The organism is Nocardia altamirensis NBRC 108246 (assembly GCF_001612685.1).
GTDB lineage: Bacteria > Actinomycetota > Actinomycetes > Mycobacteriales > Mycobacteriaceae > Nocardia > Nocardia altamirensis.
Genome location: NZ_BDAY01000005.1, coordinates 64,824 through 90,317 on the forward strand (window position 1 = coordinate 64,824; position 25,494 = coordinate 90,317).

The window sequence follows — 25,494 nt, forward strand, 5'->3', positions numbered from 1 at the left end:
GCCGTAGCGGCATGTTGGGGGGACCTCTGCGCGCTGTGGGCGGCCTGCCGGATACGGCACGTGAGGAGAGTTACCGACTCGTGGCTATCAACAACACCACCCCGTCCGTCGACACCACATCGGACAAGACGGCGTACGGCGCAGCCAACGTCGTTGTCCTCGAAGGGCTCGACGCGGTGCGCAGGCGGCCCGGCATGTACATCGGTTCCACCGGCGAGATCGGCCTGCACCACATGATCAAAGAGATCGTCGACAACTCTGTCGACGAGGCGATGGCGGGATACGGGGATCGGATCGATGTCACGCTGCTCCCCGACGGCGGTGTCCAGGTAGCCGACAGCGGCCGTGCCATCCCGGTCGAGATGCACGCGCTCGGCGTCCCGACCGTCGAGGTGGTGATGACGCAACTACACGCGGGCGGCAAATTCGACTCGGACACCTACGAGTTCTCGGGCGGTCTGCACGGCGTCGGCCTGTCCGTGGTCAATGCGCTGTGTGCCAGAGTCGAATTGGAGATCGACCGCGACGGATACCACTGGACCCAGACCTATCTCTACGCCAAACCCGACGAGCTCGTTCGCGGCGAGCCGACCGAGCGGACCGGCACCACCACCCGATTCTGGGCCGATCCCACCATCTTCGAGACCACCACCTACACCTTCGAGACGGTCGCGCGGCGGCTGCAAGAGACGGCGTACCTGAACAAAGGACTCACCGTCACCCTCACCGACGAGCGCGGCGGCGACGGAACCGCCACCGCGCCAACGGTTACCGGCGACGAGTCGAGGTCGCTCAGCTTCTGCTACCCGGCGGGCCTGGCGGACTTCGTGCACCACATCAACCGCACCAGACAACCGCTCCACAACTCCGTCATCTTGTTCTCCGGCACCGGTATCGGGACCGCAGTCGAGGTCGCGATGCAGTGGAACTCCGGTTACGCCGAGTCGGTGCACACCTTCGCCAACACCATCATCACCCCGCACGGTGGCACGCACGAGGAAGGCTTCCGTTCGGCGCTGACCACGGTGGTCAACAAGTACGCCAAGGACAAGAAACTGTTGAAAGAGATGGACGGCAGCCTCACCGGCGACGACATCCGGGAAGGTCTCGCCGCCGTCGTCAGCGTGAAGGTCGCCGAGCCGCAGTTCGAGAGCCAGATGAAGGGCAAGCTGACCAACACCGAGACCAGGTCGTTCGTGCAGAAGGTGTGCAACGAGCACCTCACGCACTGGTTCGAGGCCAACCCGGCCGACGCCAAAACCATTGTGACCAAGGCGGTGTCCTCGGCCCAGGCTCGGACCGCGGCGCGTAAGGCGCGAGAGTTGGTGCGCCGCAAGTCCGCATCCGATCTGGGCGGCCTGCCTGGCAAGCTGGCGGACTGCCGCTCGAAGGACCCCGGCCGCTCGGAGATCTACATCGTCGAGGGCGACTCCGCCGGTGGCTCAGCCAAATCCGGGCGCGACTCGATGTACCAGGCGATCCTGCCGCTGCGCGGAAAGATCATCAACGTCGAGCGGACCCGCATCGATCGGGTGTTGAAGAACAACGAGGTGCAGTCGATCATCACCGCGTTCGGCACCGGCATCCACGACGAGTTCGACATCGCCAAGCTGCGGTATCACAAGATCGTGCTGATGGCCGACGCCGACGTCGACGGCCAGCACATCACCACCTTGCTGCTCACCCTGCTGTTCCGGTACATGCGCCCGCTCATCGAGGAAGGGCACGTGTATCTCGCGCAGCCGCCGCTGTACAAGCTCAAGTGGCAGCGGTCGGATCCGGAGTTCGCCTACTCCGACCGGGAACGCGACACCCTCCTCGAGGCGGGTATCGCGGCGGGCAAAAAGATCAACAAGGATGACGGTGTGCAGCGCTACAAGGGTCTTGGTGAGATGAACGCCAAGGAACTGTGGGAGACCACCATGGACCCACAGACCCGGATCCTGCGCCGCGTCACCCTCGCCGATGCCGCCACCGCCGACGAGCTGTTCGCCATCCTGATGGGCGAGGATGTGGAGGCCCGCCGCACCTTCATCACTCGCAATGCGAAAGACGTTCGCTTCCTAGACCTTTGAGCCTCGCCATCAGGAGACCAGCATGCCGACAGAGCTGTACTCGACCACCGGCCTCCTCGAAGCGCCACTGGTGCAACCCGATGGCGGCGTGCTGTTCTCGAATGTCACCGGCGGCGGGGTCTTTCGGCACCACGGCGGTGAAACCACGACCGTGGTCGACCGGCGGCGCGGTATCGGCGGGCTGGCGCAGCACGCGGACGGCGGCCTGATCGTGACGGGTCGCGACCTGGCCTACGCCGACGCCGATGGCCTCCACACCGTGCTCACGGTCGACGGCGCCACCGGATTCAACGATGTGGCTGTAGGACCCGACGGTTCGTTCTACGTCGGCGTCCTACACCATCGACCGCAACAGGGTGAGTCCGCCGGTCCCAGTGCGGTGCTGCGGCTCGACCCCACGGGCGCGGTGACCACGGCCGCGGCGGACATCCGCTGGCCGAACGGGATCGGCTTCTCGCCTGATCACCGAACCCTCTACGTCTGCGAATACGCCGAAAGCCGAGTCCTGGCGGTGCACGACGGGCACACCAGGGTGTTCGCCACCGCCCCGACCGGCGAATGCGACGGTCTCGCAGTGGATGCCGAGGGCGGAGTCTGGGTCGCCCTCGGCAGCGGCAGTGCCGTCGCTCGCTTCACCGCAGCAGGCACACTGTACAAAACCATCACCCTCCCAGACGGTTTCGTATCCTCGGTCGCCCTGCACGACACCACCCTGTACATCACCACCAGCGGGCGGCTCCTGAGCGAGAACGTCGACATTCCGGGACTCCCTGTCCCGTCGACTCGCATCCCGCACGACATCGCCGCGTGACCTAGCCACCGGACGGGTATTGCGGACACGACCATCGCTGGTCCGCCACGGCGCGTTGTCCGGCTAACGCGAGTGTGTCGGGTCGGTGCCGTCGACGATGATGTCGACGTTGGCGCGGGTGTCGTCGGCGGCGAAGTGGTTGTCTTCGTCGGCCATCCAGCGATCCCACAGGGGCAGAGCGGCGGATCCGTCACGGTCGAGGCCGCGGGTCAACCGCGTTGCTCGCGGCGTCTCGACCCAGATGGCGAGTGACAGGCGGGACCGCACGACCGCGCGGGCGGACGAGACGCCTTCCAGGACAACCACTCCCCCTGGAGCGACCTCATGCCATTCGGCCAGCGCACGTGCATCCCAGTCGTACCGCTGATAACGGCCTGGCACGTCGCGCGACAGTGGTTCGAGCACCTGGCTTTCCAGTCTCGGCCACCAGTTCAGCGTGTTGTCCCAGGACGCGAAACTGTCGGTCTGCACGACGGTCGCGGCGCACTCTCGCGCCAGTTGTGCGGCGAGCGTTGACTTTCCGGCACCACCAGGACCATCGATGGCGACCACTCTCGTCGAGCCGAGGCGCGGAGTGCTCGCGGCGATGCGGTCGACGATCTCGGCGAGCATCTACAGTTCGTGCACCAGGTCGACCAGGGCGGTCAGGATGCCGGGGTCGGTGTCGGGGAGGACGCCGTGCCCGAGGTTGAAGATGTGGCCCTTGGCGCCCAAGGTGATTGCCTCGTCGGCTTCGGCGGCGATGCGCCGGGCTTCGATGTCGACGGCGGCCGCGCCCGCGAACAGGACGGCGGGATCGAGGTTGCCCTGCAACGCTTTTCCGGGGCCGACCCGGCGCACGGCCTCGGTGAGCGGCACCCGCCAGTCGACGCCGACCACATCGGCGCCCGCCTCGCCCATGGCGCCGAGCAGTTCGCCGGTGCCGACGCCGAAGTGGATGCGTGGCACGCCGGCGTCCGCGACCTCCGCAAAGACCCGTTCGGAGTGCGGCAGCACGAAGCGGCGGTAGTCGGCGAGGGACAGCGCACCGGCCCACGAGTCGAACAGCTGAACGGCGTCGACACCCGCCGTCAGCTGCGCCTGCAGGAACGCGATGGTGATGTCGGTGAGGGCGCCGAGCAGCGCGTGCCAGGTCTCCGGATCGGCATACATCATCGCCTTGGTGCGCTCGTGGTTCTTGCTCGGTCCACCCTCGACCAGGTAGGACGCGAGGGTGAACGGCGCACCGGCGAACCCGATCAGCGGGGTCTCGCCGAGCGCATCGACGAGCAACCGCACGCCGTCGGCGACCGCACCCACTTCCTCCGGCCGCAGCCGCGGCAGCGCCCGCACGTCCGCGACGGTCCGCACCGGCGACGCGATGACCGGCCCGACCCCGGGCACGATGTCGAGATCGATACCGGCGGCCTTCAGCGGAACAACGATGTCGGAGAACAGAATCGCCGCATCGACGCCGTGCCGCCGGATCGGCTGCATGGTGATCTCGCACACCAGCTCCGGGTCGAAGCAGGACTCGAGCATCCCCACCCCCGCACGCAGCGCGCGATATTCGGGCAGCGACCGTCCGGCTTGCCGCATGAACCACACCGGCCGCCTGCTCGGCGTCGCACCGGTAGCGGCGGCCAGGAACGGGGCATCGGTCAGGCGGCGGCGGGTGTAAGTGCTCATCACGGCCCATCGTAAAGGGCACCTGTTCACCCCCCGTCGCCCCGGGCACACCCCACCACCGAACAACTCAGGCACCGCCAGCCCCACCCATGTCACACCGGGCAGTCTCACTAACTCCGAACGGGACATGAGCGTGCCGACACGCAGCAATCCCCTCGCCCATGTCCCGCACGGTGAACCACCGCGCCCCGAACGGGACACGAACGCGCCGACGCCCTACATTCTCTCGGCCACGTCCCGCACGGTGCACCACCAACTTCCGAACCGGGGCATCAGCGCGTCGGTGCGCACCCCTCGGCCGCGTCCCGCTGGGCGGCCTCGCTATCCACGAACGGGACATGAGCGCGCCGACACGCAGCAACCCCTCGCCCACGTCCCGCTCGGTGAGCCCCGCCTCCCGGGTGGGACATAGATGCGCCCACTCAGGACCCAATCGCAGCACGGTTCATACCTCGCGTACCGGGATCCGGACCAAGCGACCATCTCGAGTCCACTTCCGCCCGGCACCAGCTCCCGACGGACTCGCTCACGACGCACACGACCCCCGCCCACCCGACACGCCCGAGTGCGGCGACGCGCGCAAGCACGGAAGGGCCTGCGGACGCCGCATCAATACAGCGGCGCGCCTCCGACTGTGCCGGGTGCACAAGGTCTACCGTCCCCTTCGTGACACCGCTCGACTTCCGCGACGGCGCCGCACCGACCGAGGGACCTCATGGCGAGCCAGCTCAATTTCGCACCGCGGTCGAGGCGATGGGCACCGCAACCGTGCACCCTCGGATCGAGCTGGCGCCGATTCGGCCACCGCAACGTCTGGCTCCCTACTCCTACGCACTCGGTGCCGAGGTCAAACATCCGGAAACCGGTGTCGTGCCGGTCGATTCGGAAGGCGACGCGTTCGGCAGACTGATCCTGCTGCACGACCCCGACGGTGACGACGCCTGGCACGGCACGCTGCGGCTGGTTGCTTACATCCAGGCCGACATCGACGCCGCGCTGGCCACCGACCCGCTGCTGCCCGAGGTGGCGTGGAGCTGGCTGGTCGATGCGCTGGAGTCTCGCTCGGAACCGTTCACCGCGCTCGGCGGCACCGTCACCTCGACCAGCTCGGTGCGCTACGGCGATATCGCGGGCCCGCCGCGAGCCCACCAGCTGGAGTTGCGCGCCTCATGGACCGCGATGACCACCGACATGCGTCCGCATGTGGAGGGCTTCTGCGAGGTGCTCGCCTACGCGGCCGGGCTACCACCGGCGGGCGTCACCGAGCTGCAGCTGCGGCCCGAGCTCTCCGGCGACCAGTTGTAGCGGCACTTCGCCGCAATCAGGAAGACCAGCGGCCGTCCCTGCGTTGTATTCCACGACCGCGTCCATCGGATTCCGCTTTCCGTTGGCCCTCCCGACACACGGAAGCCCGATAGGACGACGACCGCTACCGCTCTGCCCGTAAAGTTCAACAACATGTCCGTACCCGACGAATCCGAACCCACTGGCGCGCCTCCCCTGCTTGCGCCCGTGGATGGCGTGCCTCCGGTACTGGACACCGCCGCTGAAATCGCTGCGGCCGCTGCTCGTCTCGCCGCGGGCTCCGGCCCGCTCGCTGTCGACGCCGAACGTGCTTCGGGTTTCCGCTATTCGGCGCGCGCCTACCTGATTCAGCTCCGCCGCAACGGGGCAGGCACCTTCCTGATCGATCCGATTCCGGTTGCCGACGCGATCGGCCCACTCGCCGAGGCCATCAACGATCTCGAATGGGTGCTGCATTCGGCCGATCAGGACCTACCGGGCCTCGCCGAACTCGGCCTGCGCCCGAAACGACTGTTCGACACCGAATTGGGTGGTCGGCTGGCCGGTTTCGAGCGGGTCGGGCTCGCCGCGATGGTCGAGAACCTGCTCGGCCACGCACTCAAGAAGGGGCACGGCGCCGCGGACTGGTCGACGCGCCCGCTGCCCGACGAATGGCTCAATTACGCTGCGCTGGATGTCGAATTGCTCTTGGAGCTGCGCGACGCGGTAGCGGCCGTGCTCGAGGAGCAGGGCAAGACCGATTGGGCCGCACAGGAATTCGAGCATGTCCGGACCTCGGAACCGCCTGCGCCGAAGGCGGACCGCTGGCGCCGTACCTCCGGCATCCACACGCTGCGCCGGGCCAGGCAACTGGCGATGGTGCGCGAGCTGTGGACCACCAGGGACGCACTGGCTCGCGCCCGCGATGTCGCGCCTGCCCGGATTCTGCCGGACGCCGCCATCATCGCGGCCACGACCGCCGACCCGAAGACCATCGCCCAATTGCGTGCGTTGCCGGTGTTCGGCGGCCCACGCCAGCGCCGCTATTCCAGGGAGTGGCTGGCCGCCGTCGACCGTGGCCGCACCATGCCGGACGCGGAACTACCCCCACTGACGCAGCCATTCGACGGCCCGCCGCCGGTGAACCGCTGGGAACGCCGCGATCCCGCGGCCGCCGCCCGGCTCGCCCGCGCCCGCACCGCGATGGGCGCGCTGTCCACCGAGCACGCGATTCCGGTGGAGAACCTGCTCTCCCCCGATCTGGTCCGCAGGCTGTGCTGGGACGGACTGCCGGACTACGACCGGGTGCCCGATTCGCCTGACGATCTCGCTGCCGCCATCGACGGCTTCCTGAAATCGGGGGGCGCGAGGCCGTGGCAGCGCGAGCTGGCGGTGCCGCACCTGACCGCCGCGCTGACACCCAAGCCCGCCGACTGACTCAGGACGGGGTCGGCGCTTTCCGCGTCTGTTCGAAGGCGCGCAGCCCCGCGTCCATGCCTGCGGCCAAGGGTGCCGCGAGCTCGTCGGGCAGCACATCGTGGATCCAGACGAAGCGGCTCTGCCCGTCACCGTGCGGGAAGACCTGCATCGACGCGTTGTTGTGCGCGGGTGTGACGCTGCCGCCGACGATCGAGTAGACGAATCGGCGCGCGTCGTCATCGATGGTGACGAGCCGTTCCCGCGCCACCGCCCCACCTGCGAAGTCGACCACGCGGATGTCCGGCCCGTCGAGCTTGCTGTCGACGGCGTAGCCGGGTGCCATCCGGACCGGGCCTGCGGCGAAATCACGAATGATCGCCCAGATGTCCTCGCTCGATGCGTCGAGGACGAGTTCTTTCTTGACCGATGCCATAGCGAATCTCCTTGTGCTAACTGGCGATAGGTGAACGATAGTTAGCTAACTAGCCATCGTCAATAGAGAGTTAGTATGGAGCGGTGTCTTCGGAAACCAGCCACCCGCCGTTGCAGCGCCTCGTCGAGTTCGTGAATACGCGACGCGCGGACGGCGACCAGATCGACACCGCCGAGACGTTGTCGATCTGGTTGCGGGCCAACGATTTGCTGTCCGCCGACGAGACCGTGCACGACCACCACCGCGCTCGCACCTTGCGGGAAGGCTTGCGTGCGTTGCTCGCCGCGAACAACGCAGATCCGGTCACCAGCCCACGCCCGGACGGCCTCGACCCGTCCGCGCACACCCAACTTGCGGCGCTCACCGCCACGCTTCCCCTGACCCTCGACGTGACCAGCACCCCGCCCCGCCTGGTGCCACACTCCCCCGACCCGCTGGATCGCGCGCTGACCACCCTGCTCGCCGACGTCGCGACGGCCGTCGCGGCCGGCTCATGGCCGCGTCTCAAGGCCTGTCGAGAACCGAGCTGCCGGTGGGCCTTCTACGACAACTCCCGCAATCACGCGCGCACCTGGTGCTCGATGGACGTGTGCGGAAACCGCGTGAAAGTCCGTGCCGCACAACGTCGTCAGACGAGAGTTCGCGCCTAGCCCGGCCGCTGCTTTTCCTATAGCGGCCGAACACGCGAGTTCATCCAGCGTCGCTGCCCGGCTGCACAGCAGGTCCGGCAGACCAGCTGACCGCGTTCCCTCTTCGCTCCAGCAGCTCCGACACCGACGCTCGGAATTTCGGACAGGTCATGAAATCGCCGTGGTCACAGGCCAACCCGCGTTCGATGATCGCCAATGCGGCCTGCGCCTCGGCGATGCGCGCGCGGAGCTCACGGCGATGACGCTGCAGCACGGTCGTGCGTTCGCCGGTGGTGAACATGGCGTGGATGTCGTCGAGACCGAGCCCGGCTTCCTTGGCCCGCAGGATCATCGCGATTCGGAAGACATCGTCGTCGTCATAGCGTCGGCGCCCGGCCGCATCCCGCTCCGGGGTCAGCAGACCCACCGATTCCCAATGCCGCAGCACGTGCGTGGCCAGACCGAAGTGGGCGGCGACGTCGCCGATGCTGGTCGCAGGCCGCGTGCTTGACTTCATGTTGACATTAAGTCGCACCATAACGGACATGTCCACCCCCATCCCGCTGTTGATCCAGCTGCTCGACGCCTTCGATACCGCCCAGAGTGCCGTGGAACTCCGCGCCCACTCCTACGAGCTACTTCGCCTGCGGCCGGGCGCGGCAGTCGTCGATGTCGGCTGCGGCTCGGGCCGTGCCGTCGCCGAACTGGCCGACCTCGGCGCCGCCGCTATGGGCGTCGATCCGAACGAGCAGATGCTCGATGTCGCGCGAAACCGTTGGCCCGCCTCTGATTTCCAGGCGGGCACCGCGGAAGCGCTCCCGCTGCCCGACGCGTCGGTGTCCGGTTACCGCGCGGACAAGGTCTTCCACGTCCTGCCTGATCCGGCGGCCGCATTGGCCGAGGCCGAGCGCGTTCTGGTACCCGGCGGTCGCATCGTCCTGATGAGTCAGGACTGGGCGGCGTACCTCATCGATTCCACCGATGACGACACCACACGTGCCCTCGTACACGCTCGCGCGAACAAAGTCACCAACCCCACGGTGGCCCGCGCCTACCGGAACCTGCTGCTCGACAGTGGCTTCCGCGACGTCACGATGGAAGTCAGGACACCGGTCTTCACCGACGAACTGATGATCCCGATGCTCACCGAACTGGTCTCCTCGGCGCTCGACACCGACGCAGTGCCACGCGAGCGAGCCGAAGCGTGGCTCGCGGAACAGACCGCACGAGCGGCCGCGAACCGTCTGATGGTGGCGCTACCGCTGTTCATCGCGGCGGCGACGCGAGCCGACTGAGCTCACCGCGAGGCGAGCCACCCACCGATCCGGCGCGCGATGTCCGGCGCCGTCAGACCCAGCTCCGTGTGCACCTCGCCCCGCGAGGCGTGATCCAGGAACTGTTGCGGCACACCGAGATCGCGCGTCGGAATGTCGAGGCCGGAGTTGCGCAGCCGAGCCGAAACGGTGGAACCGATGCCGCCGTGCAGGCCGCCGTCCTCCACCGTCACCACGAGCCGGTAGTTCTCGGCAAGCTTCACCAACGTGTCGGACACCGGAAGCACCCAGCGCGGATCGATCACGGTGACCGAAACCCCTTCGGCCTCCAGCAGATCCGCGGCACCGAGGGCGGTCTCGGCGAACGAGCCGACAGCGACCAGCAGCACGTCGCCGCGCACCGCCTGGACCGAACCGCCTGCCTCGAGCGCCGGATCGGCGCTGCCCGGCTCACCGTTCGCCAGCCGGAGCACGTCCACGCCGTCGAGCCGCTCGACAGCCGAAATATCGTTGGCGACACTGCCTTTCGGGAACCGGATGGCGGTCGGCCCGTCATTGACGGCGAGCGCCTCGGCCAGCTCCTCACGCAGCGTCGCCGCGTCACGCGGCGCGGCCACCCGGATACCGGGAATGATGCCGAGCACGGACAGATCCCACATGCCGTTGTGGCTCGCGCCGTCGGGCCCGGTGATACCGGAACGGTCGAGCACCACGGTCACCGGCTGCTTCAACAGCGCGACATCCATCAGCAACTGATCGAACGCGCGATTGAGGAACGTCGAATAGATCGCGACTACGGGATGCATGCCGCCGAGCGCGAGCCCGGCCGCCGAGGCCATCGCGTGCTGTTCGGCGATGCCGACATCGAACATCCGCTCCGGAAACCGGTCGCCGAACGCCGCGAGCCCGGTCGGGCCCGGCATGGCCGCAGTGATCGCGACGATGTCGTCCCGCTGCTCGGCCTGGGCGATGAGCTCCTCGGAGAACACCGACGTCCAGCCGCGCGCCTTCGGGCCGCCGACCGGAACGCCGGTGAGCGGGTCGATCGGGTCGCAGGCATGCATCTGGTCCGCGATGTGGTTCTCGGCGGGCGCGTAACCGTGGCCCTTCTGGGTCACCGCGTGCACCACGACCGGACCACCGAAGTCCTTGGCCCGGCGCAGCGCCGCCTCCAAGGCGACGATGTCGTGCCCGTCCACCGGGCCGACATATTTCATGCCGAGGTCGCTGAACAGCTCCTGCGGGCTCACCGCGTCCTTTATCCCGGCCTTCACCGCGTGCATCATCGAGTACGCGGACTCGCCGACCCGGGGAATGCTCTTCAGAATCCGCTTCCCGGTGTCGAGCGCGTGCTCGTAGGCGGGCTGGGTGCGCAGCGCGGTCAACCGGTCGGCCAGGCCGCCGATGGTCGGCGCATAGGAGCGGCCGTTGTCGTTGACGACGATCACCACCGGCCGGTCCGGCGCGCCCGCGATGTTGTTGAGCGCCTCCCAGCACATCCCGCCGGTCAGCGCGCCGTCGCCGACGACAGCAACCACATGCCGGTTCTGACCGCTGAGCGCGAACGCCTTGGCCAGGCCGTCCGCATACGACAGCGACGCGGAGGCATGCGAAGACTCCACCCAGTCGTGCGCGCTCTCGGACCGGCTCGGGTAGCCGGACAGGCCGCCGCGCTTGCGCAGGCTGTCGAACTCGTCCTTGCGGCCGGTCAGGATCTTGTGCACGTAGGCCTGATGACCGGTGTCGAAGATCAATGGGTCGGCAGGCGAGTCGAAGATCCGGTGCAGGGCGATGGTCAGTTCGACCACCCCGAGATTCGGGCCGAGGTGCCCGCCGGTCGCGGCGACCTTCCGCACCAGGAACTCACGAATCTCGTCTGCCAACTCGCGCAATTGCGGCGTCGTCAGCGGACGCAGATCTTCGGGCGTATCGACCCGGGAAAGCACTCCCACCTGAACTCGCTCCCTCCGGATAGCGCATCTGATCCGATCAGTCTACGGAGCGGCCGATCGTGCCCTCGAACGAGAACCGAACTGGCACACCTCGCAAACGACCACCACTACTGACATCATGGGCCACCACCAGCGCAGCGCGGGCCGAGATGTGAGCCTCGGCATACGGTACTCGGCTTAGAGTGGGCGTGTGGCACAGCCCGAGCACAAGGTTTCGCCGACAATCGAACCCAGCATCTCGCGGACAGTCGATCCCGGCGTCGTCGCCAGGATCGTCGCTGACGTCTATCAGCTGTGCCTGCCGGATAATTCCGGCACACTGGCCGATTACATTCCGGAACTGGCTGCGGTGCAACCGGATTCGTTCGCGCTCTGCCTGGCGACCGCGGACGGGCAGGTGTACGGCACCGGCGACCTCGACACCGAGTTCACCATCCAGTCGATCTCCAAGCCGTTCACCTACGCGCTGGCCCTCGCCGACCGCGGCACCGCGACCGTCGACGCACGCATCGATGTCGAGCCCTCCGGTGAGGCGTTCAACGAGATCAGTTTGGATCCGGTGACCGAGCGACCGCGCAACCCGATGATCAACGCGGGCGCCATCACCGCGGCGGCACTGATCACCGGCCACGATCCGGAGGAGCGATTCGAGCGCATCCGGCGCTGCTATTCGCGCTTCGCGGGCCGCGAACTGCGCATGAACGAGGCGGTGTACGCGTCCGAGGCGCGCACCGGTTTCCGTAATCGCGCGATCGGCTACATGTTGCGCTCGTTCGGCATCATCGACTCCGATCCGGACGAGGCGGTCGACCGCTACTTCCGGCAATGCTCCATCGACGTGACCTGCCACGATCTGGCGCTGATGGCGGCGACGCTGGCCAACAACGGGCGCAATCCGGTGACCAGAGAACGCGCACTGACCACGGACCTGACCGAGCGGGTGCTCAGCGTGATGACCACCTGCGGCATGTACAACGCGGCAGGCGATTGGGTGACGACCGTCGGGATGCCCGCGAAGAGCGGGGTCGGCGGCGGGATCGTCGCGGTGCTGCCCGGCCAGATCGGGATCGCGGTGTACTCCCCGCGACTGGACGCGCACGGCAACAGCGTGCGCGGCGTCGCGGCCTGCCGGGAACTGTCCCGGCGATTGGAATTGCACTTTCTGCACGTCACGCGGGCCGCGCGGACCGCGATCCGGGCGCGGTACTCGGTGGCCGAGGTGCCGTCGCGGCTGCGCAGGACGACCGAGGAGATCGCGCTGCTCACCGAACACGGGCATCGGGCCCGGGTCTTCGAACTGCACGGTGACCTGCTGTTCGCCGGCGCGGAAAGCGCGGTGCGCAGCATCGAGGAGCAGGCCGGTGAGTTGGCGGCGCTGGTGGTCGATCTGCGCCGAGTCGGCGAGGTGAGCGCGATCGCGGTGCAGATGATCGATGCGCTGGAATCGGAACTGGCGGCAGTCGGGGTGCGGGTGGCGCTGGTCGATCCCGACGCCAAGCTCGGGCACACAGCGTCGAGTCTGGATCCGGACGATCCGCAGGGGCGAGTGTTCATCGATCGCGACACGGCCACCGAATGGTGCGAGGACATCGTGCTCGAGCGATACCGGCCCGCCGATGAGCAGGTGTGCACATCGATCACGATCGAAGATCATCCGGCGCTCGCGGCGCTGGAACCGGATGATCGATCGCAGTTGGCCAAGGAGTTCGAGGTGCGCACCTTCGCGCGCGGCGAGGTGATCGCGCGGCGCGGGAGTGCGCGGTCCGGGCTGTATCTGCTGCTGGAAGGGCGGGTGCGGATCACCTTCGAGGGCAGCGACGGGCGGACACATCGGCTGGTCAGTGTGTCCGCCGGGATGTCGTTCGGGGAGATCCCGATGCTGGTCGGCACCCCGTTCGTGAACGAGGCGCGGGCCGAGACGCCGGTGCGGGTCGCGGTGTTGAGTCCGGCACGGTTCGACGAACTCACCGCGAAGGCGCCGCAGTTGAAGTTGGCATTGCTCGAGCGGCTCGCGGCAGGCGCGTACGCGCAGATGGATGCGGCGGTGCGGTCCATCGCGGTGCGGGGCGGAGATTATTGAGAATCGACCGGTGTGCAGGGTCGATGGGCGCAGCGGGGACGATTCCGCGGTGTCCGCCGTTGAGCAGATCGGAGCCGGTGGAGTACGCCGCCCGCTCCACAGCGAATCGCCGTTTGAGCGCACCGCCCGTTCACAGCGCATCACCCGTTGACCACATCGCCAGCGACAACCATCGAGGAGCATGCCGTGAGTAAGAAGTCCGAGTCCGCCACCGTGACCGTTTTCGGTGCGGGCACCGTGCGCGCCACGCCCGATCTGATGCGCGTCACGATCTCCATCGAGTGCCGGGCGAGCAAGGTCGCGCTCGCCTACAGCAAGGCCGGTGAGCGAGTCGGCGCCGTCACGCAGTCGTTGCGCTCCGACGGTGTCGCGGGCAGCGACATCGCCACCAGCGGGTTGTCGGTGCACACCGAAACCGTGTGGACCGAGGGCGAAGGCAATCGGATCACCGGTTACCTCGCCAGTACCTCGCTGACCGTCGCATTGCGCGATATCGGCGACGACGCCGATCCCGGACCCGCGACCGTCATCGCCAACTGTGTCGACGCGGGCGGTGACGATGTCCGTCTCGGCGGCCTCAATCTGACCTTCGCCGACCAGGATTCGCTGCTCGTCGAGGCACGGGACGCGGCGTGGGCGAACGCGGTCGCCAAAGCCGAGCAATACGCCGAACGTTCGGGTCGTGCGCTCGGCGCCGTGCTGGAGATCACCGAAAACGCTTCCTCCGCACCGCCGTCCGGGCCGCGGCTGATGGCGATGTCCAAGTCCATGGACGCCTACGGTGCGGCCCCGGTGCCGGTCGAGCTCGGCGAAAGCGAGATCTCGGCGGCGATTCGGGTGACCTGGCAGCTCAGCTGAGGCAGAAACCGCTGCGGCGCACGGTCAGCCGTGTCTAGGAGCGGTGACCAAGCCCCTTGACCAGCAGCGTCACCGTGTCGGCGCCCGCGTGCCTGTCCTTCGAAATCTCCAGGTACTCGGGCGATTCCGCCCAGGCACGGAACGCGATCGCGTCGGGGAACGACATCAGCACCACCTTCTCCCGATCGGTGGCGCCCTCGTAGACCTGCGGCGACTCGTCGGCGGCGAGCAGGGTGCCGGAGTAGCGCGCGAACACATCGATGAACGCGGCCTGATACCGGTTGTAGGCAGCGCGATCGGTGAACTTCAGCTGGGCGATGACATACACGGTCATGGCTGTGACTCTAGATCTCGCGCCCGATATCCGAGATCGATGGAACCGAGCGGGCCCGCGTTGCGTCCGAGTAGGTAAGGCAGACCGCCGTTCTAAGGATGTCGGATGATTGCTCGGCGCAACGATTTCGTGCTCTTCCTACTCGTCACGGTCGGTGTGGCGTGGGCGGTGGCGTCCGGGCCGTGGCTCGACGGCGACGGTCTGCGGTCCGGCCTGTGGCTGCACACGGGAGCGGCGCTGATGATGCTCGCCCCGGTACTCGGTCTGCTTGCGGTGTGGCGATACCGGCGCCTGAGCTGGCCGGAACTGGTGGTGCAGAACGGATTACCGCTCGGGCCGCGACCGCGGCGCACCGGCGCGCTGATCGTGCTCGCCTGGCTCGGGACCCCGCTGTTGCTGTGGACGACATTCGGGCTCTGCACCGTGTACGGCCTGTACGTCTTCGACTTCCGCGGGCCCGAGATCGCGATCGCCGCCATCATCCAGGCGATCGCCGTGACCACGCTCAGCACACTGCCGTTCGCGCTCGGCGAGGAACTCGGCTGGCGCGGTTGGCTGCTGCCCCAGCTCAACCGACGCTTCGGCCTGAGCGCGGGAATTCTTGCCACCGGCCTGATCTGGGCGCTGTGGCATGCGCCGCTGACGCTGCTCGGCTACACCTACCCGAACCTCGGCGCGTGGGCCGCGGTCGCCTTCCTCGGCTTCTGCGTGCCCTTCGGCGCCATCCTCGGCTGGCTGCGCATGCGCACCGGAAGCATCTGGCCTGGCGCCGTCGCGCACGCCGCCTTCAACGCCAACGCCGTGGTGTTCAGCACGCTCGACTCCCCGACGCGCGAAACCAATCCCCTGCTCACCGGATACGGCTTCGTCGGCTGGGGCGTCCTCACCGTCACCGCGGCCATCCTGTTCACCTGGTTCCCGGTCCGCTCACCCACCGGGCGGTCCGGATTCTTTGCCACACCCCCACATTCCCAGCCCTCGCTGGGTTGACCGAGCCCAGTCAGGCAACCAACGCGTCGGCAGCGACCAGTTGATGAACGAAGGCGTCGTTGAACCCCGCCTCGGTGTAATGACCGTTCAGCAGCGGGACGAGGGTGCCGTAAACGGGCAGGCGCAGCGTTCGCGAGAGCATGCGCAGGGTGCGGCAGCCCGCGTCGGTGGTGGCGGTGTCGCAACCGAGCAGGCGGACCGCGACGATATTGCGTTGCGGCAGTAGGTCGTCGGCGGCGAGCGCATGAAAGAACGCGGCTACCGGCGGGTCGAGCATGTCGATGGGGGTCCTGCCCAGGCGCAGCAGGCGATGGCCGGTCGTGGAATGGCCGAGTAGATCCAGGTATTGCGGAACCCCATTGCTAGCGGGAAGGTTTCGACGCAGCGCCGCATCGAGTTGCGGCAATGAACCGGCGCGGCGGCGATCGACACAGCGGGCGATCGGTTGATCGAGCACCGCATCGAGGTCGGGAGAAGCGACGGTGAACGAACCCACCGCCGTACCGGTCTGCATCTAATCCCCCGTATACGGTGGCAGTTTGGGATTCAATGCGGCCGATGTCAAAACGGTCATCGGCAACGCGAGACGATGCAACGCGATCGACAAGACGGAAGAGGCATTGACCGAATTCGGTGCCTGGATCGCCGAATCGGCCGGCAAACGGCACATTTCGCTAATCCCCGCTTCCTGGTGGCATTTTGGGATTGAGCGCGACCGTCGCCAATGTCGTCACGAGCGCCGAGAAGTACGGCGTCATGGACGTCAGGACGGCAGCCCTGCGGACCAATGTCGGTCGTAGTTGCGTGGGATTCGATTTCATTATCTTTCCTTGGTTTCGAGAACGCCGAGAGTACGGCGTGACTATTTCCGCTAATCCCGTGCGCCCGGTGGCAATTTGGGATTCAACGCGGCGGCTGTCAGCGACGTCGTCGGCAGCGACGGATACTGAACGCCGCCTGACATCTGCCTGGTGGTATCGGGCGCGGCATGGTCACCGCTGCCGGACAACCGCGTTGGGGCTGGACCGGACATCTCATCTCCTGTGAAGGGCGGCAGTTTGGGGTTCAGTGCGCTCATCGCCAACGTTGTCGCCGGACGCGCGAGGGGCGGAGTCGGCAAGGTTACGCTGTTCCGCGGTAAAGGCCGCGTGGTCGCCGGGATCTGGTCGGACGTCGTATTCATTACTGTCCCTTCGGGTTATCGGATTGGGATAGAGCTGGCCGCTGATCAAGAACAGCACGCCGGAGAGCATTCCGTCTGGATGGATGGAGGTGAGACTGCCTGGACCGGCATCGCACTGGTCGGCCGCATCGAGATCGAGCCACATCGTCACTGGCGGCGTGCCGGGTTCCTCGGATCGGCCGGGCGGCCAGACCGCGACCCGCGCCAGACTGCCACGATGATCGATGATTTCGGCGTGGTGTCCGGCGTAGCGCCGACCCGCCCGCGGATCATCGAGATCCGGCCGGTACACCGCAGTAAGACACTCGTACGCTCGCCCCGCTACCCCGACCGGCGGGCACGCGGGCCGCACGCCTACAGGCAGCGACTCGACGAACCCGATATCGAGGCAAACCACACCGGCCCAGCGCAATTCCGGCCAACCAGGTCCGATCGTCGTCCCTGACACCACCCCGTTAGGCCCGGCGAAACAATCATCCACCTGCACCTGATCCCAACCGATCACCCCGGCCGCCGCCGCTGCCGGCGTACACCCCAGATCGATCTCGATCAGCTTCCCCGGATCGAACCCGTGCCCCTGCGGATCCTCGGTCCACACCGCGCACCGCATCGGCCCATCGACCCGACCAAGAAACCCCGGAGTCCCCACAAACACACACCTCATAGCTCACTCACCTCAATCGATCGGGACCCCGCGACCACGACATCCCGCGGCGGCGGTGGACAACTAACCGAATCCGTACAGTGCGCCCCACCCGCAATCACCGACAGCTCCGGCACCAAAGGCGGTGGCGGACAACTAGTCCCGCCTTCCGGGTCACCGAGTACACAGGGTGTGGCGGTAAACCCCGACCCAGCCGCCAGAGGTGGTGGCGGGCAACTAATTCCGCCGCCCTCCGGTCGAATACAACCCGGGCCGTATGCCGCCCAATTCACCGCAGCGGCCGCTGGTGGTGGCGGGCAGCTGAGCGGGTCGGTGCAGCCTGAGCCGATCGCTGGCGCGATCACCGTCGGCGGCGGGCACACAGGTCCCGACGGCGGCTCGACAACACAGGCAGCCAGTACAGCTTTTGGCGCGACAGGGGCAGGAGGCGGCGGGCAACTCGTTGGGTCAGTGCACGGCAGGCCCGAGAGAGGCGGCGGTGGGCAAGCGAGCGGATCGACACAATCACGATCGGGTGCCGCTGCCAGCCAAACCGCAGTCAAAGGTGTTGGTGGACAGGATGTTCCACCTGGGCCACCGACGCATGTCGGTTCATCCGGAGCCTCGGTGAGCGCACCCGGCGGCGGACAGATGCCGCCACCTTGCGCACAGTCGGGTGGGCGATCACCCTGCGGGGCAGCGGCGGCTGGCGGAGGCGGGCAGCTGGTGGGATCGGAGCAGTTCGGTCCAGCGGAGATCGCCGACAGGTCCGGGGCCACCGGTGGTGGTGGGCATAGGCCTGTGCCCGGCCCAGTGACCGCACAGGATGGGCCGACTGCTGATGCGGTCAGCTCGGGCACCGTCGCGGGAGGTGGGCAGATGCCGCCGCCTTGCATGCATTCCGGTGGGTCGTCGACGGTATGGCCTGGTCGAGTGACTGTGGGTGGTGGCGGGCAGACATCGAACAGGCAGTTCGGGCCGCTCGGCACGGATGCCACGGCATGGGATGGCGCGCTCAATCCGACGAGTGCACCTGCGGCTATCAGCAGCAAGACGCCGGGTAGGGCGAGTCTGGTCCAGCGGGGTCTGACCCGATTCCATCGGTGATGATCGACCGGCCGCAGGAGCGTGAACTGTCCACCCATTTCCTGACCTTCCTCGGTGAAATCCGAGCACAGGCCTAGTTCTACCGGGCATTGCGAGCGGCCCGCGTCCCCCGATCCGGCCATCCGTGCCACTGGCCCGATCCGGGTATTGCGAGCGATGACCCATACCGTGCGCACGATGTCCGATGGGGCTGCTCGCGGCGATTCGGAGCATCCGACCGCAGGTCAGCGACGCCGCGACCGCTTTGCTGGTCGACGCGGTCACCAGCTCGTCGTTCGCCGATCTCGGGGAACGGGCGACGTGCCCGGGCAATCGCGGACCGGCGCCTCCCGTGGACAGACCACGCGATTCCGATCCAGGCGAAACTGCTCGCTCCGGATTTCACCGCCATAGCGACGTGGCCGTGCCTATATTGAGCGCAGACCTATTTCTAGAACCTGTGTCAGTTAGGGGATCGGATGTCGTTCGTGCTCATCGACAAGCCGCGACCGCACATAGCCCTGGTCACGCTCAACCGGCCTGAGCGGATGAACGCTATGGCGTTCGACGTGATGATCCCGCTGCGCGAGGCGCTCGAGGAAGTCAGCGCCGACAACGACATTCGGGTCGTGGTGCTCACCGGCGCGGGCGACGGCTTCTGCTCCGGCGCCGACCTGCAAAGCGCGGGGAAGGTCCCGAACATCGAGGGGCTCACGGTGACCAGCGTCGCGCGCCGCTCGATGGACCTGCTCAACGACGTCATGCTCACGTTGCGCCGCATGCACCAGCCGGTGATCGGTGCGATCAACGGTGCGGCGATCGGCGGCGGCTTCTGCCTCAGCGTCGCCACCGACATCCGAATCGCCGCCGAGGAAGCCTACTTTCGTGCCGCGGGCATCAACAACGGCCTCACCGCAACGGAACTCGGCATCAGCTACCTGCTGCCGCGCGCCATCGGCGCCTCCCGTGCCTTCGAGATCATGCTGTCCGGCCGCGACGTCGACGCCGCCGAAGCCGAACGCATCGGCCTCGTCTCTCGCACCGTCGCCGCCGCGAAGCTCCTCGACACCTGCTACGACCTGGCCGACCGCATCATCAGCTTCAGCCGGGTCGGCACCGAACTCACCAAACGCATGTTGTGGAGCGGCATGGAAGCAGGCAGCTTCGAATCCCACATGCAACACGAAGGCACCGCCCAACTCTATGTTCGCCTGACCACCGCCAACTTCGACGAAGCCATCCGCGCCCGAAAAGACCGCCGCCCACCCATTTACAAGGACTGACCCGCCTATCGCCGCCACCGTGTCCCGCTCGAAGTACGAACCAACCACGAGTGGCACACCACGGAGCGCTCAGCGGCGTGCCCCCTCCACCGTGTCCCGCTCGAAGCACGAACCAACCACGAGTGGCACATCACGGAGCCGCTCAGCGGCGTGTCGCCTCAACCATGTCCCACTCGTCATCCGACTACCACGCGCCTTCGAAGGCGGTGTCAGGTCACGGCGCGGGCTGGCGGTCGAGGAGGGCGATGCATTCGACGTGGTGAGTTGCGGGGAAGGCGTCGAAGGCGCGCAGGTCTGCCAGTTGATAGCCAGCGGCCTGGTAGAGGCCTAGGTCGCGGGCGAAAGCGGCTGGGTCACAACCGATGTGGATGATTCGGAGCGGCCCGGTAGCCGCGAGAGCGGCGATGACTTCCTTCCCTGCCCCTGCTCGGGGTGGGTCGAGCACGACGACGTCGGGTGCTGCACCGCCGACACGCTCAGCGACCCAGCGTTCGACGCGCTGCGCGTGCTGGTCGAGCCAGGTCAGATCGCGCAGGGCGGCCGTGCCGTCGGCGACCGCAGAGCGCGCAGACTCGACCGCGAGCACGGCACCGGTCTGCCCGACCTGGTCGGCCAGGCGAGCGGCGAAAACGCCTGCCCCGCTGTACAGATCCCAGGCCAGTCCACCGGGCCGCAGCCCGGACCATTCCGCCACAAGATCCGAATAGCATTGCGCGGCACGGTGATGCGCCTGCCAGAAACCGGTCGCGGACACCTCCCACCGGCGGTCCGCGACGTACTCGACCGCCCGCCCGGTCCCCGAGATCACCCACTCGTCCCGCGCCGCATGCGTGGCCGCCCGCCGCGCCGACGCACTCCGTCGCTCCCCCGCCTGCGGCGTCTCCGGACTTCCGTCCGCGGCATAACGCTGCCTGTCGCCATCGTGACCGTCGCGGTCCGACTGCTCACCATCGCTACGCCGATCGGCACCCGCACGACCAGCGTCACCACGACGGAGATGGTTGGTACGGCGCACCCCACCGACCTCGCCGGGCCGACGCGGGCGGCCGCGTTCGACACCACCGGGTTCTTCGGGGCTCTGCGGCCGGCCAGGAGCGTCGTCGGCACGCCATTCGCTCCCCGACTTGATTCCCGGGCGCCGACGATTGCCTCGTTCGTCACCGCTGCCTCCGGCACCGGCACGACCGCGCCGGTCACGACCACGCTGATCACTCCGCCGTCCGTCGGACTCGACGCGCTGCGCGCCACGGGCACCGCGACGGTCCCCTTCGGCGGCAGGCGCCAGTTCGATGATGTGGCGCACGCCGTCACCGTCGACGGCGACCACCAAATCCGCTCCTGGCGTCCACAAACGATCGGCGACCCCGTCGAGTGCGCCCGAAACCGGTTGGGGGCAGCGCAGATCCGTGATCACCTCGGTGCTGCGGTAGCCGTGCACACCGGCCCGGCCCTGCGTATCGACGGCCAACCGGATGCGGGTGCGCCACCCACCGGTGGCGTCGCCTGCGCCGGTGATCGGTTCGACGACGACCTCGCGTTCGATGCCTGCAAGCCTGCGCAGTTGCTCGGCGACCACCGAAGCCTTCAGTGCCCGTTGCGCTTCCGGCGTCGCATAGGAGAAGTCGCAGCATCCTGCCCCGCCGGGGCCGGAGACCGGGCAGGTCGCGGGAATCCGGTCCGGCGACGGCTCGAGGATCTCGATCGCGTCCGCGCGGCAGAACGATCCACCACGATCCTCGGTGACCCGCACCAGCACCAGCTCATCGGGCAACCCGTGCCGCACGAACACCACACGTCCCTCGTGCCTGCCCACACAGAACCCACCGTGCCCTGGCGGCCCGAGCCGTACCTCGAAAGTCGTACCGCGCCAGTCAGTCATGCCTGAGCCTCACTCATGAGCGGTCTTCATAACCACGCCGCACGGCACCGGGGGCGTTCACCACGCCCGGGGTCCTTGCCCGCGTGGACGAACTCAACTGCCACGGCACGCTCGTCACCATCACTCCTGGTTCGAAAAGCAGACGCCCCTTGAGACGCAGCGCACTCTGGTTGTGCAGGACCTGCTCCCACCAGTGGCCGACCACGTATTCGGGGATGAAAACGGTGACGACATCACGCGGCGAATCCTTGCGCACGCGGTGCACATAATCGAGCACGGGCTTGGTGATTTCCCGGTACGGCGATTCGATCACCTTGAGCGGCACGGTGATATCGCTCTGTTCCCATTGCCGCACGAGCGCCCTGGTGTCCGCCTCGTCGACGTTCACCGTGATCGCCTCGAGCGTGTCGGGCCGCGTGGCACGGGCGTAGGCGAGGGCACGGCGGGTCGGCAGATGCAACTTGGAGACCAGCACGATCGAGTGCGAGCGGCTGGGCAGCACGCCGTCCCACTCCTGGGACTCCAGCTCGCGCGACACCGAATCGTAGTGCTTGTGAATCATTTTCATCACGATGAAGATCGCGACCATGGTGCAGATGGCGATGTAGGCACCCGCGAAGAACTTCGTGATGAGCACGATGATCAGCACCGTGCCCGTCGCGCTCAATCCGATCGCGTTGATCACCCGCGACCGCTTCATCCGCGCCCGCTGGCTCGGATCGGTTTCGGTGCGCAACAGTCGAGTCCAATGCCGCAGCATGCCGGTCTGACTGAGCACGAACGACACGAACACACCGACGATGTAGAGCTGGATGAGCTTGGTCACCTCGGCGCCGAACAGCACGACGAACGCGATCGCCGCGCCGGACAGGAACAGGATGCCGTTGCTGAACGCCAGCCGGTCGCCGCGGGTGTGCAGCTGCCTCGGCAGGTAGCGGTCCTGCGCCAGAATCGATCCGAGCACGGGGAACCCGTTGAACGCGGTGTTCGCGGCGAGCACGAGGATGAGCGCGGTCACCGTCGTGATGAAGAAGAACCCGATCGGGAACCCGTGGAACACCGTCTCGGCGAGCTGCGCGATCAACGTCTTCTGGTGGTATCCCGGGGGCGCGCCGATCAGGTCGGCTTCGTTGTGCGCGTACACGATCCCGATCTTCTGCGCCAGGATGATGATGCCCATCAACAGCACGATCGCGATGGTGCCGAGCATCAGCAGCGTGGTTGCGGCGTTGCGCGACTTCGGCTTCCGGAACGCGGGCACTCCGTTGCTGATCGCCTCGACACCGGTGAGCGCGGCACATCCGGAGGAGAACGAACGCGCGATCAAGAAGGCGAAGGCGAGTCCGTAGAGGTGCTCGTCCTCCGCCTTCAAGCTGAACCCGGCCGATTCCGCTTGTAGGTCGTCGCCGAGCACGAAGATCCGGAACAGTCCCCAGCCGAGCATGCCGAACATGCCGACGATGAACGCGTAGGTCGGGATCGCGAAGGTGGTGCCCGACTCGCGAATACCGCGCAGGTTGATCGCGGTGAGTACGGCGATGGCGACAACGGCGAACAGCACCTTGTGCGTGGCGACGAACGGGATCGCCGAGCCGATGTTGGACGCGGCCGAGGAGATCGAGACGGCCACGGTGAGCACATAGTCGACCAGCAGAGCGCTGCCGACCGTCAGGCCGGCATTGGGCCCGAGGTTCGTCGTAGCAACTTCGTAGTCACCGCCACCGGACGGGTACGCGTGCACGTTCTGCCGGTAGCTGGCCACCACGACGGCCATCACGAAGGCGACGGCGAGGCCGACCCATGGCGCGTAGATATATGCCGAGATCCCGGCGGCCGAGAGCACGAGGAAGATTTCTTCCGGCGCGTAGGCGACCGATGACATGGCATCGGAGGCGAACACCGGGAGGGCGATGCGCTTCGGCAGCAGGGTATGGCCAAGCGAATCACTACGGAAAGGCCTGCCCAGCAGCATTCGTTTCGCTGCCGTCGTCAACTTGGACACTGGAGCGAGCATAGGCGTACGCCCGGTCGGTCGCGCGCGTGGCACGGCGTTCGTGGGAATTGGCTGTTGTCTGTTTCACTTTTGCTGACAAGGGGCGAGCGGAAGCCCGGGATTTCGACGGATGAGCGGCCGAGCAAACCCCGTAGGTTTGGCGCGAAGGTGAAGAGGGAACGTGGCCCGTGTAATCATTCGGCGGGTACCGTTCGACGAACAAAGAAGCAGACCGAACGCCATGGTTCCAGGAACGAGGTTGCACGGTGTACGTAGTGGTCATGGGGTGTGGTCGCGTCGGCTCGGCGCTGGCCCATGCCCTGATCCGGGTCGGCCACGAGGTCACGGTGATCGACCGTGATCCCGCTGCCTTCCGCCGCCTCGGACCGGATTTCCCAGGCGAGCGCGTGACGGGTGTCGGCTTCGATCGAGATGTCTTGGTGCGTGCGGGAATCGAGCGCGCCGACGCGTTCGCCGCCGTCTCCTCCGGTGATAATTCCAACATTATTTCGGCGCGGGTGGCCCGCGAGATGTTCGGTGTCGAGCGCGTGGTCGCCCGGATTTATGACGAGAAACGCGCCGCGGTGTATGAGCGTCTCGGCATTCCGACGATCGCAACGGTGCCGTGGACCACCGACCGGTTCCTGCGCACGCTGATCGGCGACGGCAGCACCAAAACCACGTGGCGCGACCCGACGGGGACAGTGGCCGTCACGCAGCTCACACTGCACGAGGAGTGGTACGGCCGCACCGTTCGCGATCTGGAGACCACGATCGGCGCCAGGGTCGCCTTCATCATCCGATTCGGTCAGGGCTTACTGCCCGACAGCAAGACCATCGTGCAGGCCGACGACCTGGTGTATGCCGCGGCGACCTCCGGCTCGGTCGGCGAGGCGGTCGCGCTGGCAGGCAAGCCCCCCGTGAGCGAGGACTGAACATGAAAGTGGCCATCGCCGGAGCGGGCGCCGTCGGCCGATCCATCGCCAGGGAACTCCTGCGCGGCGGACACAGCGTGATGCTGCTGGAGCGCCAGCTCGATCACATCGACCCGGACGCGATCCCGGACGCGGTGTGGGTGCACGCCGACGCTTGTGAGCTCGCGTTGCTCGAGGCCGCGGACCTGGAGACCTACGAGGTGGTCATCGCGGCCACCGGCGACGACAAGGCGAACCTGGTGCACAGCCTGCTCGCCAAGACCGAGTTCGGCGTGCGCCGGGTGGTTGCGCGGGTCAACGACCCACGCAACGAATGGCTTTTCGACGCCTCATGGGGTGTCGATGTCGCGGTGTCGACGCCGCGACTGCTCGCCTCGCTCGTCGAGGAAGCCGTCACGGTCGGCGATCTGGTGCGGCTGATGACGCTGCGGCAGGGTCAGGCCAACCTGGTCGAGATCACCCTGCCCGGCGACACCGCCCTCGCCGGAAAGCCGGTGCGCGCACTCACCCTGCCGCGCGACGCCGCCCTGGTGACGATCCTGCGCGGCGGCCGGGTGATCGTGCCGCAGCCGGACGATCCGTTCGAGGGCGACGACGAACTGCTGTTCGTGACCTCGGTGGAGGCCGAAGAGGACCTGCGGGTCGAGCTCGCCACCCACGGCATCAAGCCATAACTCCCCGATAC

The 25,494-nt window shown here is 67.2% G+C and carries 23 protein-coding genes; 12 read left to right on the plus strand and 11 right to left on the minus strand.

Annotation, left to right across the window (positions count from 1 at the left end):
• Positions 1-80: 80 nt before the first annotated feature.
• Both gyrB and NA11_RS43695 read left to right on the plus strand, forming a co-directional pair.
• A complete protein-coding gene (gyrB, locus tag NA11_RS02340) occupies positions 81-2,075 on the plus strand; it encodes a DNA topoisomerase (ATP-hydrolyzing) subunit B (RefSeq protein WP_069160026.1) in 1,995 nt (664 codons plus the stop codon).
• A gap of 22 nt (positions 2,076-2,097) precedes the next feature.
• Positions 2,098-2,886 carry an SMP-30/gluconolactonase/LRE family protein gene (locus tag NA11_RS43695; protein ID WP_084653969.1) on the plus strand — a complete coding sequence of 263 codons (789 nt, stop codon included), beginning with the start codon at positions 2,098-2,100 and terminating at the stop codon, positions 2,884-2,886.
• Positions 2,887-2,949: 63 nt separating this feature from the next.
• On the opposite strand, the gene NA11_RS02350 is transcribed toward NA11_RS43695, so the two are convergent.
• Together NA11_RS02350 and hemE are read right to left on the minus strand one after the other, a co-directional pair.
• A complete protein-coding gene (locus tag NA11_RS02350) occupies positions 2,950-3,498 on the minus strand; it encodes a uridine kinase family protein (RefSeq protein WP_069160027.1) in 549 nt (182 codons plus the stop codon).
• A complete protein-coding gene (hemE, locus tag NA11_RS02355) occupies positions 3,499-4,554 on the minus strand; it encodes a uroporphyrinogen decarboxylase (protein WP_069160028.1) in 1,056 nt (351 codons plus the stop codon). It lies immediately after the preceding gene.
• Between the two features lie 666 nt (positions 4,555-5,220).
• Between hemE and NA11_RS02360 the strand changes: the two genes are divergently transcribed.
• Positions 5,221-5,859 (plus strand): DUF3000 domain-containing protein, encoded by a 639-nt coding sequence (locus NA11_RS02360; protein ID WP_084653971.1) that lies wholly within the window; start codon positions 5,221-5,223, stop codon positions 5,857-5,859.
• Positions 5,860-6,012: 153 nt separating this feature from the next.
• On the plus strand, positions 6,013-7,275 hold the full coding sequence (locus NA11_RS02365; protein ID WP_069160029.1) for an HRDC domain-containing protein: 1,263 nt from the start codon (positions 6,013-6,015) through the stop codon (positions 7,273-7,275).
• A gap of 1 nt (position 7,276) precedes the next feature.
• Here NA11_RS02365 and NA11_RS02370 read toward each other — a convergent pair whose 3' ends face one another.
• Positions 7,277-7,690: an SRPBCC family protein gene (locus tag NA11_RS02370; protein WP_069160030.1), complete on the minus strand. Its 414-nt coding sequence runs from the start codon at positions 7,688-7,690 to the stop codon at positions 7,277-7,279.
• A gap of 83 nt (positions 7,691-7,773) precedes the next feature.
• Between NA11_RS02370 and NA11_RS02375 the strand changes: the two genes are divergently transcribed.
• On the plus strand, positions 7,774-8,340 hold the full coding sequence (locus NA11_RS02375) for a CGNR zinc finger domain-containing protein (protein ID WP_069160031.1): 567 nt from the start codon (positions 7,774-7,776) through the stop codon (positions 8,338-8,340).
• 40 nt (positions 8,341-8,380) lie between these two features.
• Here the strand turns inward: NA11_RS02375 and NA11_RS02380 are convergent, their stop codons facing one another.
• Positions 8,381-8,836 carry a MerR family transcriptional regulator gene (locus NA11_RS02380; RefSeq protein ID WP_069160032.1) on the minus strand — a complete coding sequence of 152 codons (456 nt, stop codon included), beginning with the start codon at positions 8,834-8,836 and terminating at the stop codon, positions 8,381-8,383.
• 28 nt (positions 8,837-8,864) lie between these two features.
• On the opposite strand from NA11_RS02380, the gene NA11_RS02385 reads away from it, so the two are divergent.
• Positions 8,865-9,614, plus strand: coding sequence for a methyltransferase domain-containing protein (locus NA11_RS02385; RefSeq protein WP_141717352.1), 750 nt, complete (start codon positions 8,865-8,867; stop codon positions 9,612-9,614).
• Positions 9,615-9,616: 2 nt separating this feature from the next.
• On the opposite strand, the gene dxs is transcribed toward NA11_RS02385, so the two are convergent.
• Positions 9,617-11,545 carry a 1-deoxy-D-xylulose-5-phosphate synthase gene (gene dxs, locus NA11_RS02390; RefSeq protein ID WP_069160034.1) on the minus strand — a complete coding sequence of 643 codons (1,929 nt, stop codon included), beginning with the start codon at positions 11,543-11,545 and terminating at the stop codon, positions 9,617-9,619.
• Positions 11,546-11,780: 235 nt separating this feature from the next.
• Between dxs and glsA the strand changes: the two genes are divergently transcribed.
• Together glsA and NA11_RS02400 are read left to right on the plus strand one after the other, a co-directional pair.
• On the plus strand, positions 11,781-13,625 hold the full coding sequence (gene glsA, locus NA11_RS02395; protein WP_069160190.1) for a glutaminase A: 1,845 nt from the start codon (positions 11,781-11,783) through the stop codon (positions 13,623-13,625).
• Between the two features lie 186 nt (positions 13,626-13,811).
• Positions 13,812-14,483, plus strand: a complete 672-nt coding sequence (locus NA11_RS02400; protein WP_069160035.1) for an SIMPL domain-containing protein — start codon at positions 13,812-13,814, stop codon at positions 14,481-14,483.
• 34 nt (positions 14,484-14,517) lie between these two features.
• Here the strand turns inward: NA11_RS02400 and NA11_RS02405 are convergent, their stop codons facing one another.
• A complete protein-coding gene (locus NA11_RS02405; protein WP_069160036.1) occupies positions 14,518-14,817 on the minus strand; it encodes a DUF1330 domain-containing protein in 300 nt (99 codons plus the stop codon).
• A gap of 105 nt (positions 14,818-14,922) precedes the next feature.
• On the opposite strand from NA11_RS02405, the gene NA11_RS02410 reads away from it, so the two are divergent.
• Positions 14,923-15,807, plus strand: a complete 885-nt coding sequence (locus tag NA11_RS02410) for a CPBP family intramembrane glutamic endopeptidase (RefSeq protein WP_069160037.1) — start codon at positions 14,923-14,925, stop codon at positions 15,805-15,807.
• A 10-nt stretch (positions 15,808-15,817) separates the two neighbouring features.
• Here the strand turns inward: NA11_RS02410 and NA11_RS02415 are convergent, their stop codons facing one another.
• From NA11_RS02415 to NA11_RS44590, 3 genes are all read right to left on the minus strand, one after another.
• Positions 15,818-16,321, minus strand: a complete 504-nt coding sequence (locus tag NA11_RS02415; protein ID WP_069160038.1) for a hypothetical protein — start codon at positions 16,319-16,321, stop codon at positions 15,818-15,820.
• A 160-nt stretch (positions 16,322-16,481) separates the two neighbouring features.
• Positions 16,482-16,628 carry a hypothetical protein gene (locus tag NA11_RS45440; protein ID WP_167837538.1) on the minus strand — a complete coding sequence of 49 codons (147 nt, stop codon included), beginning with the start codon at positions 16,626-16,628 and terminating at the stop codon, positions 16,482-16,484.
• Positions 16,629-16,841: 213 nt separating this feature from the next.
• Positions 16,842-17,282, minus strand: coding sequence for a hypothetical protein (locus NA11_RS44590; protein ID WP_141717353.1), 441 nt, complete (start codon positions 17,280-17,282; stop codon positions 16,842-16,844).
• A gap of 1,916 nt (positions 17,283-19,198) precedes the next feature.
• Here NA11_RS44590 and NA11_RS02425 point away from each other — a divergent pair.
• The gene (locus tag NA11_RS02425) at positions 19,199-20,002 is read left to right on the plus strand and encodes an enoyl-CoA hydratase (protein ID WP_069160040.1); all 804 of its coding nucleotides are present in this window, start codon (positions 19,199-19,201) and stop codon (positions 20,000-20,002) included.
• A gap of 214 nt (positions 20,003-20,216) precedes the next feature.
• On the opposite strand, the gene NA11_RS02430 is transcribed toward NA11_RS02425, so the two are convergent.
• Together NA11_RS02430 and NA11_RS02440 are read right to left on the minus strand one after the other, a co-directional pair.
• The gene (locus tag NA11_RS02430; protein ID WP_245745679.1) at positions 20,217-21,881 is read right to left on the minus strand and encodes a class I SAM-dependent RNA methyltransferase; all 1,665 of its coding nucleotides are present in this window, start codon (positions 21,879-21,881) and stop codon (positions 20,217-20,219) included.
• Between the two features lie 13 nt (positions 21,882-21,894).
• The gene (locus tag NA11_RS02440) at positions 21,895-23,883 is read right to left on the minus strand and encodes an APC family permease (RefSeq protein ID WP_069160191.1); all 1,989 of its coding nucleotides are present in this window, start codon (positions 23,881-23,883) and stop codon (positions 21,895-21,897) included.
• A gap of 257 nt (positions 23,884-24,140) precedes the next feature.
• On the opposite strand from NA11_RS02440, the gene NA11_RS02445 reads away from it, so the two are divergent.
• Together NA11_RS02445 and NA11_RS02450 are read left to right on the plus strand one after the other, a co-directional pair.
• Positions 24,141-24,809, plus strand: coding sequence for a potassium channel family protein (locus NA11_RS02445; protein ID WP_069160041.1), 669 nt, complete (start codon positions 24,141-24,143; stop codon positions 24,807-24,809).
• Positions 24,810-24,811: 2 nt separating this feature from the next.
• Positions 24,812-25,483, plus strand: coding sequence for a potassium channel family protein (locus tag NA11_RS02450; protein WP_069160042.1), 672 nt, complete (start codon positions 24,812-24,814; stop codon positions 25,481-25,483).
• Positions 25,484-25,494 lie beyond the last annotated feature (11 nt).

Bases quoted from the DNA above. Each gene is read 5' to 3' on its own strand.
- NA11_RS43695 (WP_084653969.1), top strand. From the start codon at position 2,098: ATGCCGACAGAGCTGTACTCGACCACCGGCCTCCTCGAAGCGCCACTG.
- NA11_RS02350 (WP_069160027.1), bottom strand. From the start codon at position 3,498: ATGCTCGCCGAGATCGTCGACCGCATCGCCGCGAGCACTCCGCGCCTC.
- hemE (WP_069160028.1), bottom strand. From the start codon at position 4,554: ATGAGCACTTACACCCGCCGCCGCCTGACCGATGCCCCGTTCCTGGCC.
- NA11_RS02365 (WP_069160029.1), top strand. From the start codon at position 6,013: ATGTCCGTACCCGACGAATCCGAACCCACTGGCGCGCCTCCCCTGCTT.
- NA11_RS02370 (WP_069160030.1), bottom strand. From the start codon at position 7,690: ATGGCATCGGTCAAGAAAGAACTCGTCCTCGACGCATCGAGCGAGGAC.
- NA11_RS02380 (WP_069160032.1), bottom strand. From the start codon at position 8,836: ATGAAGTCAAGCACGCGGCCTGCGACCAGCATCGGCGACGTCGCCGCC.
- NA11_RS02385 (WP_141717352.1), top strand. From the start codon at position 8,865: ATGTCCACCCCCATCCCGCTGTTGATCCAGCTGCTCGACGCCTTCGAT.
- NA11_RS02405 (WP_069160036.1), bottom strand. From the start codon at position 14,817: ATGACCGTGTATGTCATCGCCCAGCTGAAGTTCACCGATCGCGCTGCC.
- NA11_RS02410 (WP_069160037.1), top strand. From the start codon at position 14,923: ATGATTGCTCGGCGCAACGATTTCGTGCTCTTCCTACTCGTCACGGTC.
- NA11_RS02415 (WP_069160038.1), bottom strand. From the start codon at position 16,321: ATGCAGACCGGTACGGCGGTGGGTTCGTTCACCGTCGCTTCTCCCGAC.
- NA11_RS45440 (WP_167837538.1), bottom strand. From the start codon at position 16,628: ATGAAATCGAATCCCACGCAACTACGACCGACATTGGTCCGCAGGGCT.
- NA11_RS02425 (WP_069160040.1), top strand. From the start codon at position 19,199: ATGTCGTTCGTGCTCATCGACAAGCCGCGACCGCACATAGCCCTGGTC.
- NA11_RS02430 (WP_245745679.1), bottom strand. From the start codon at position 21,881: ATGACTGACTGGCGCGGTACGACTTTCGAGGTACGGCTCGGGCCGCCA.
- NA11_RS02450 (WP_069160042.1), top strand. From the start codon at position 24,812: ATGAAAGTGGCCATCGCCGGAGCGGGCGCCGTCGGCCGATCCATCGCC.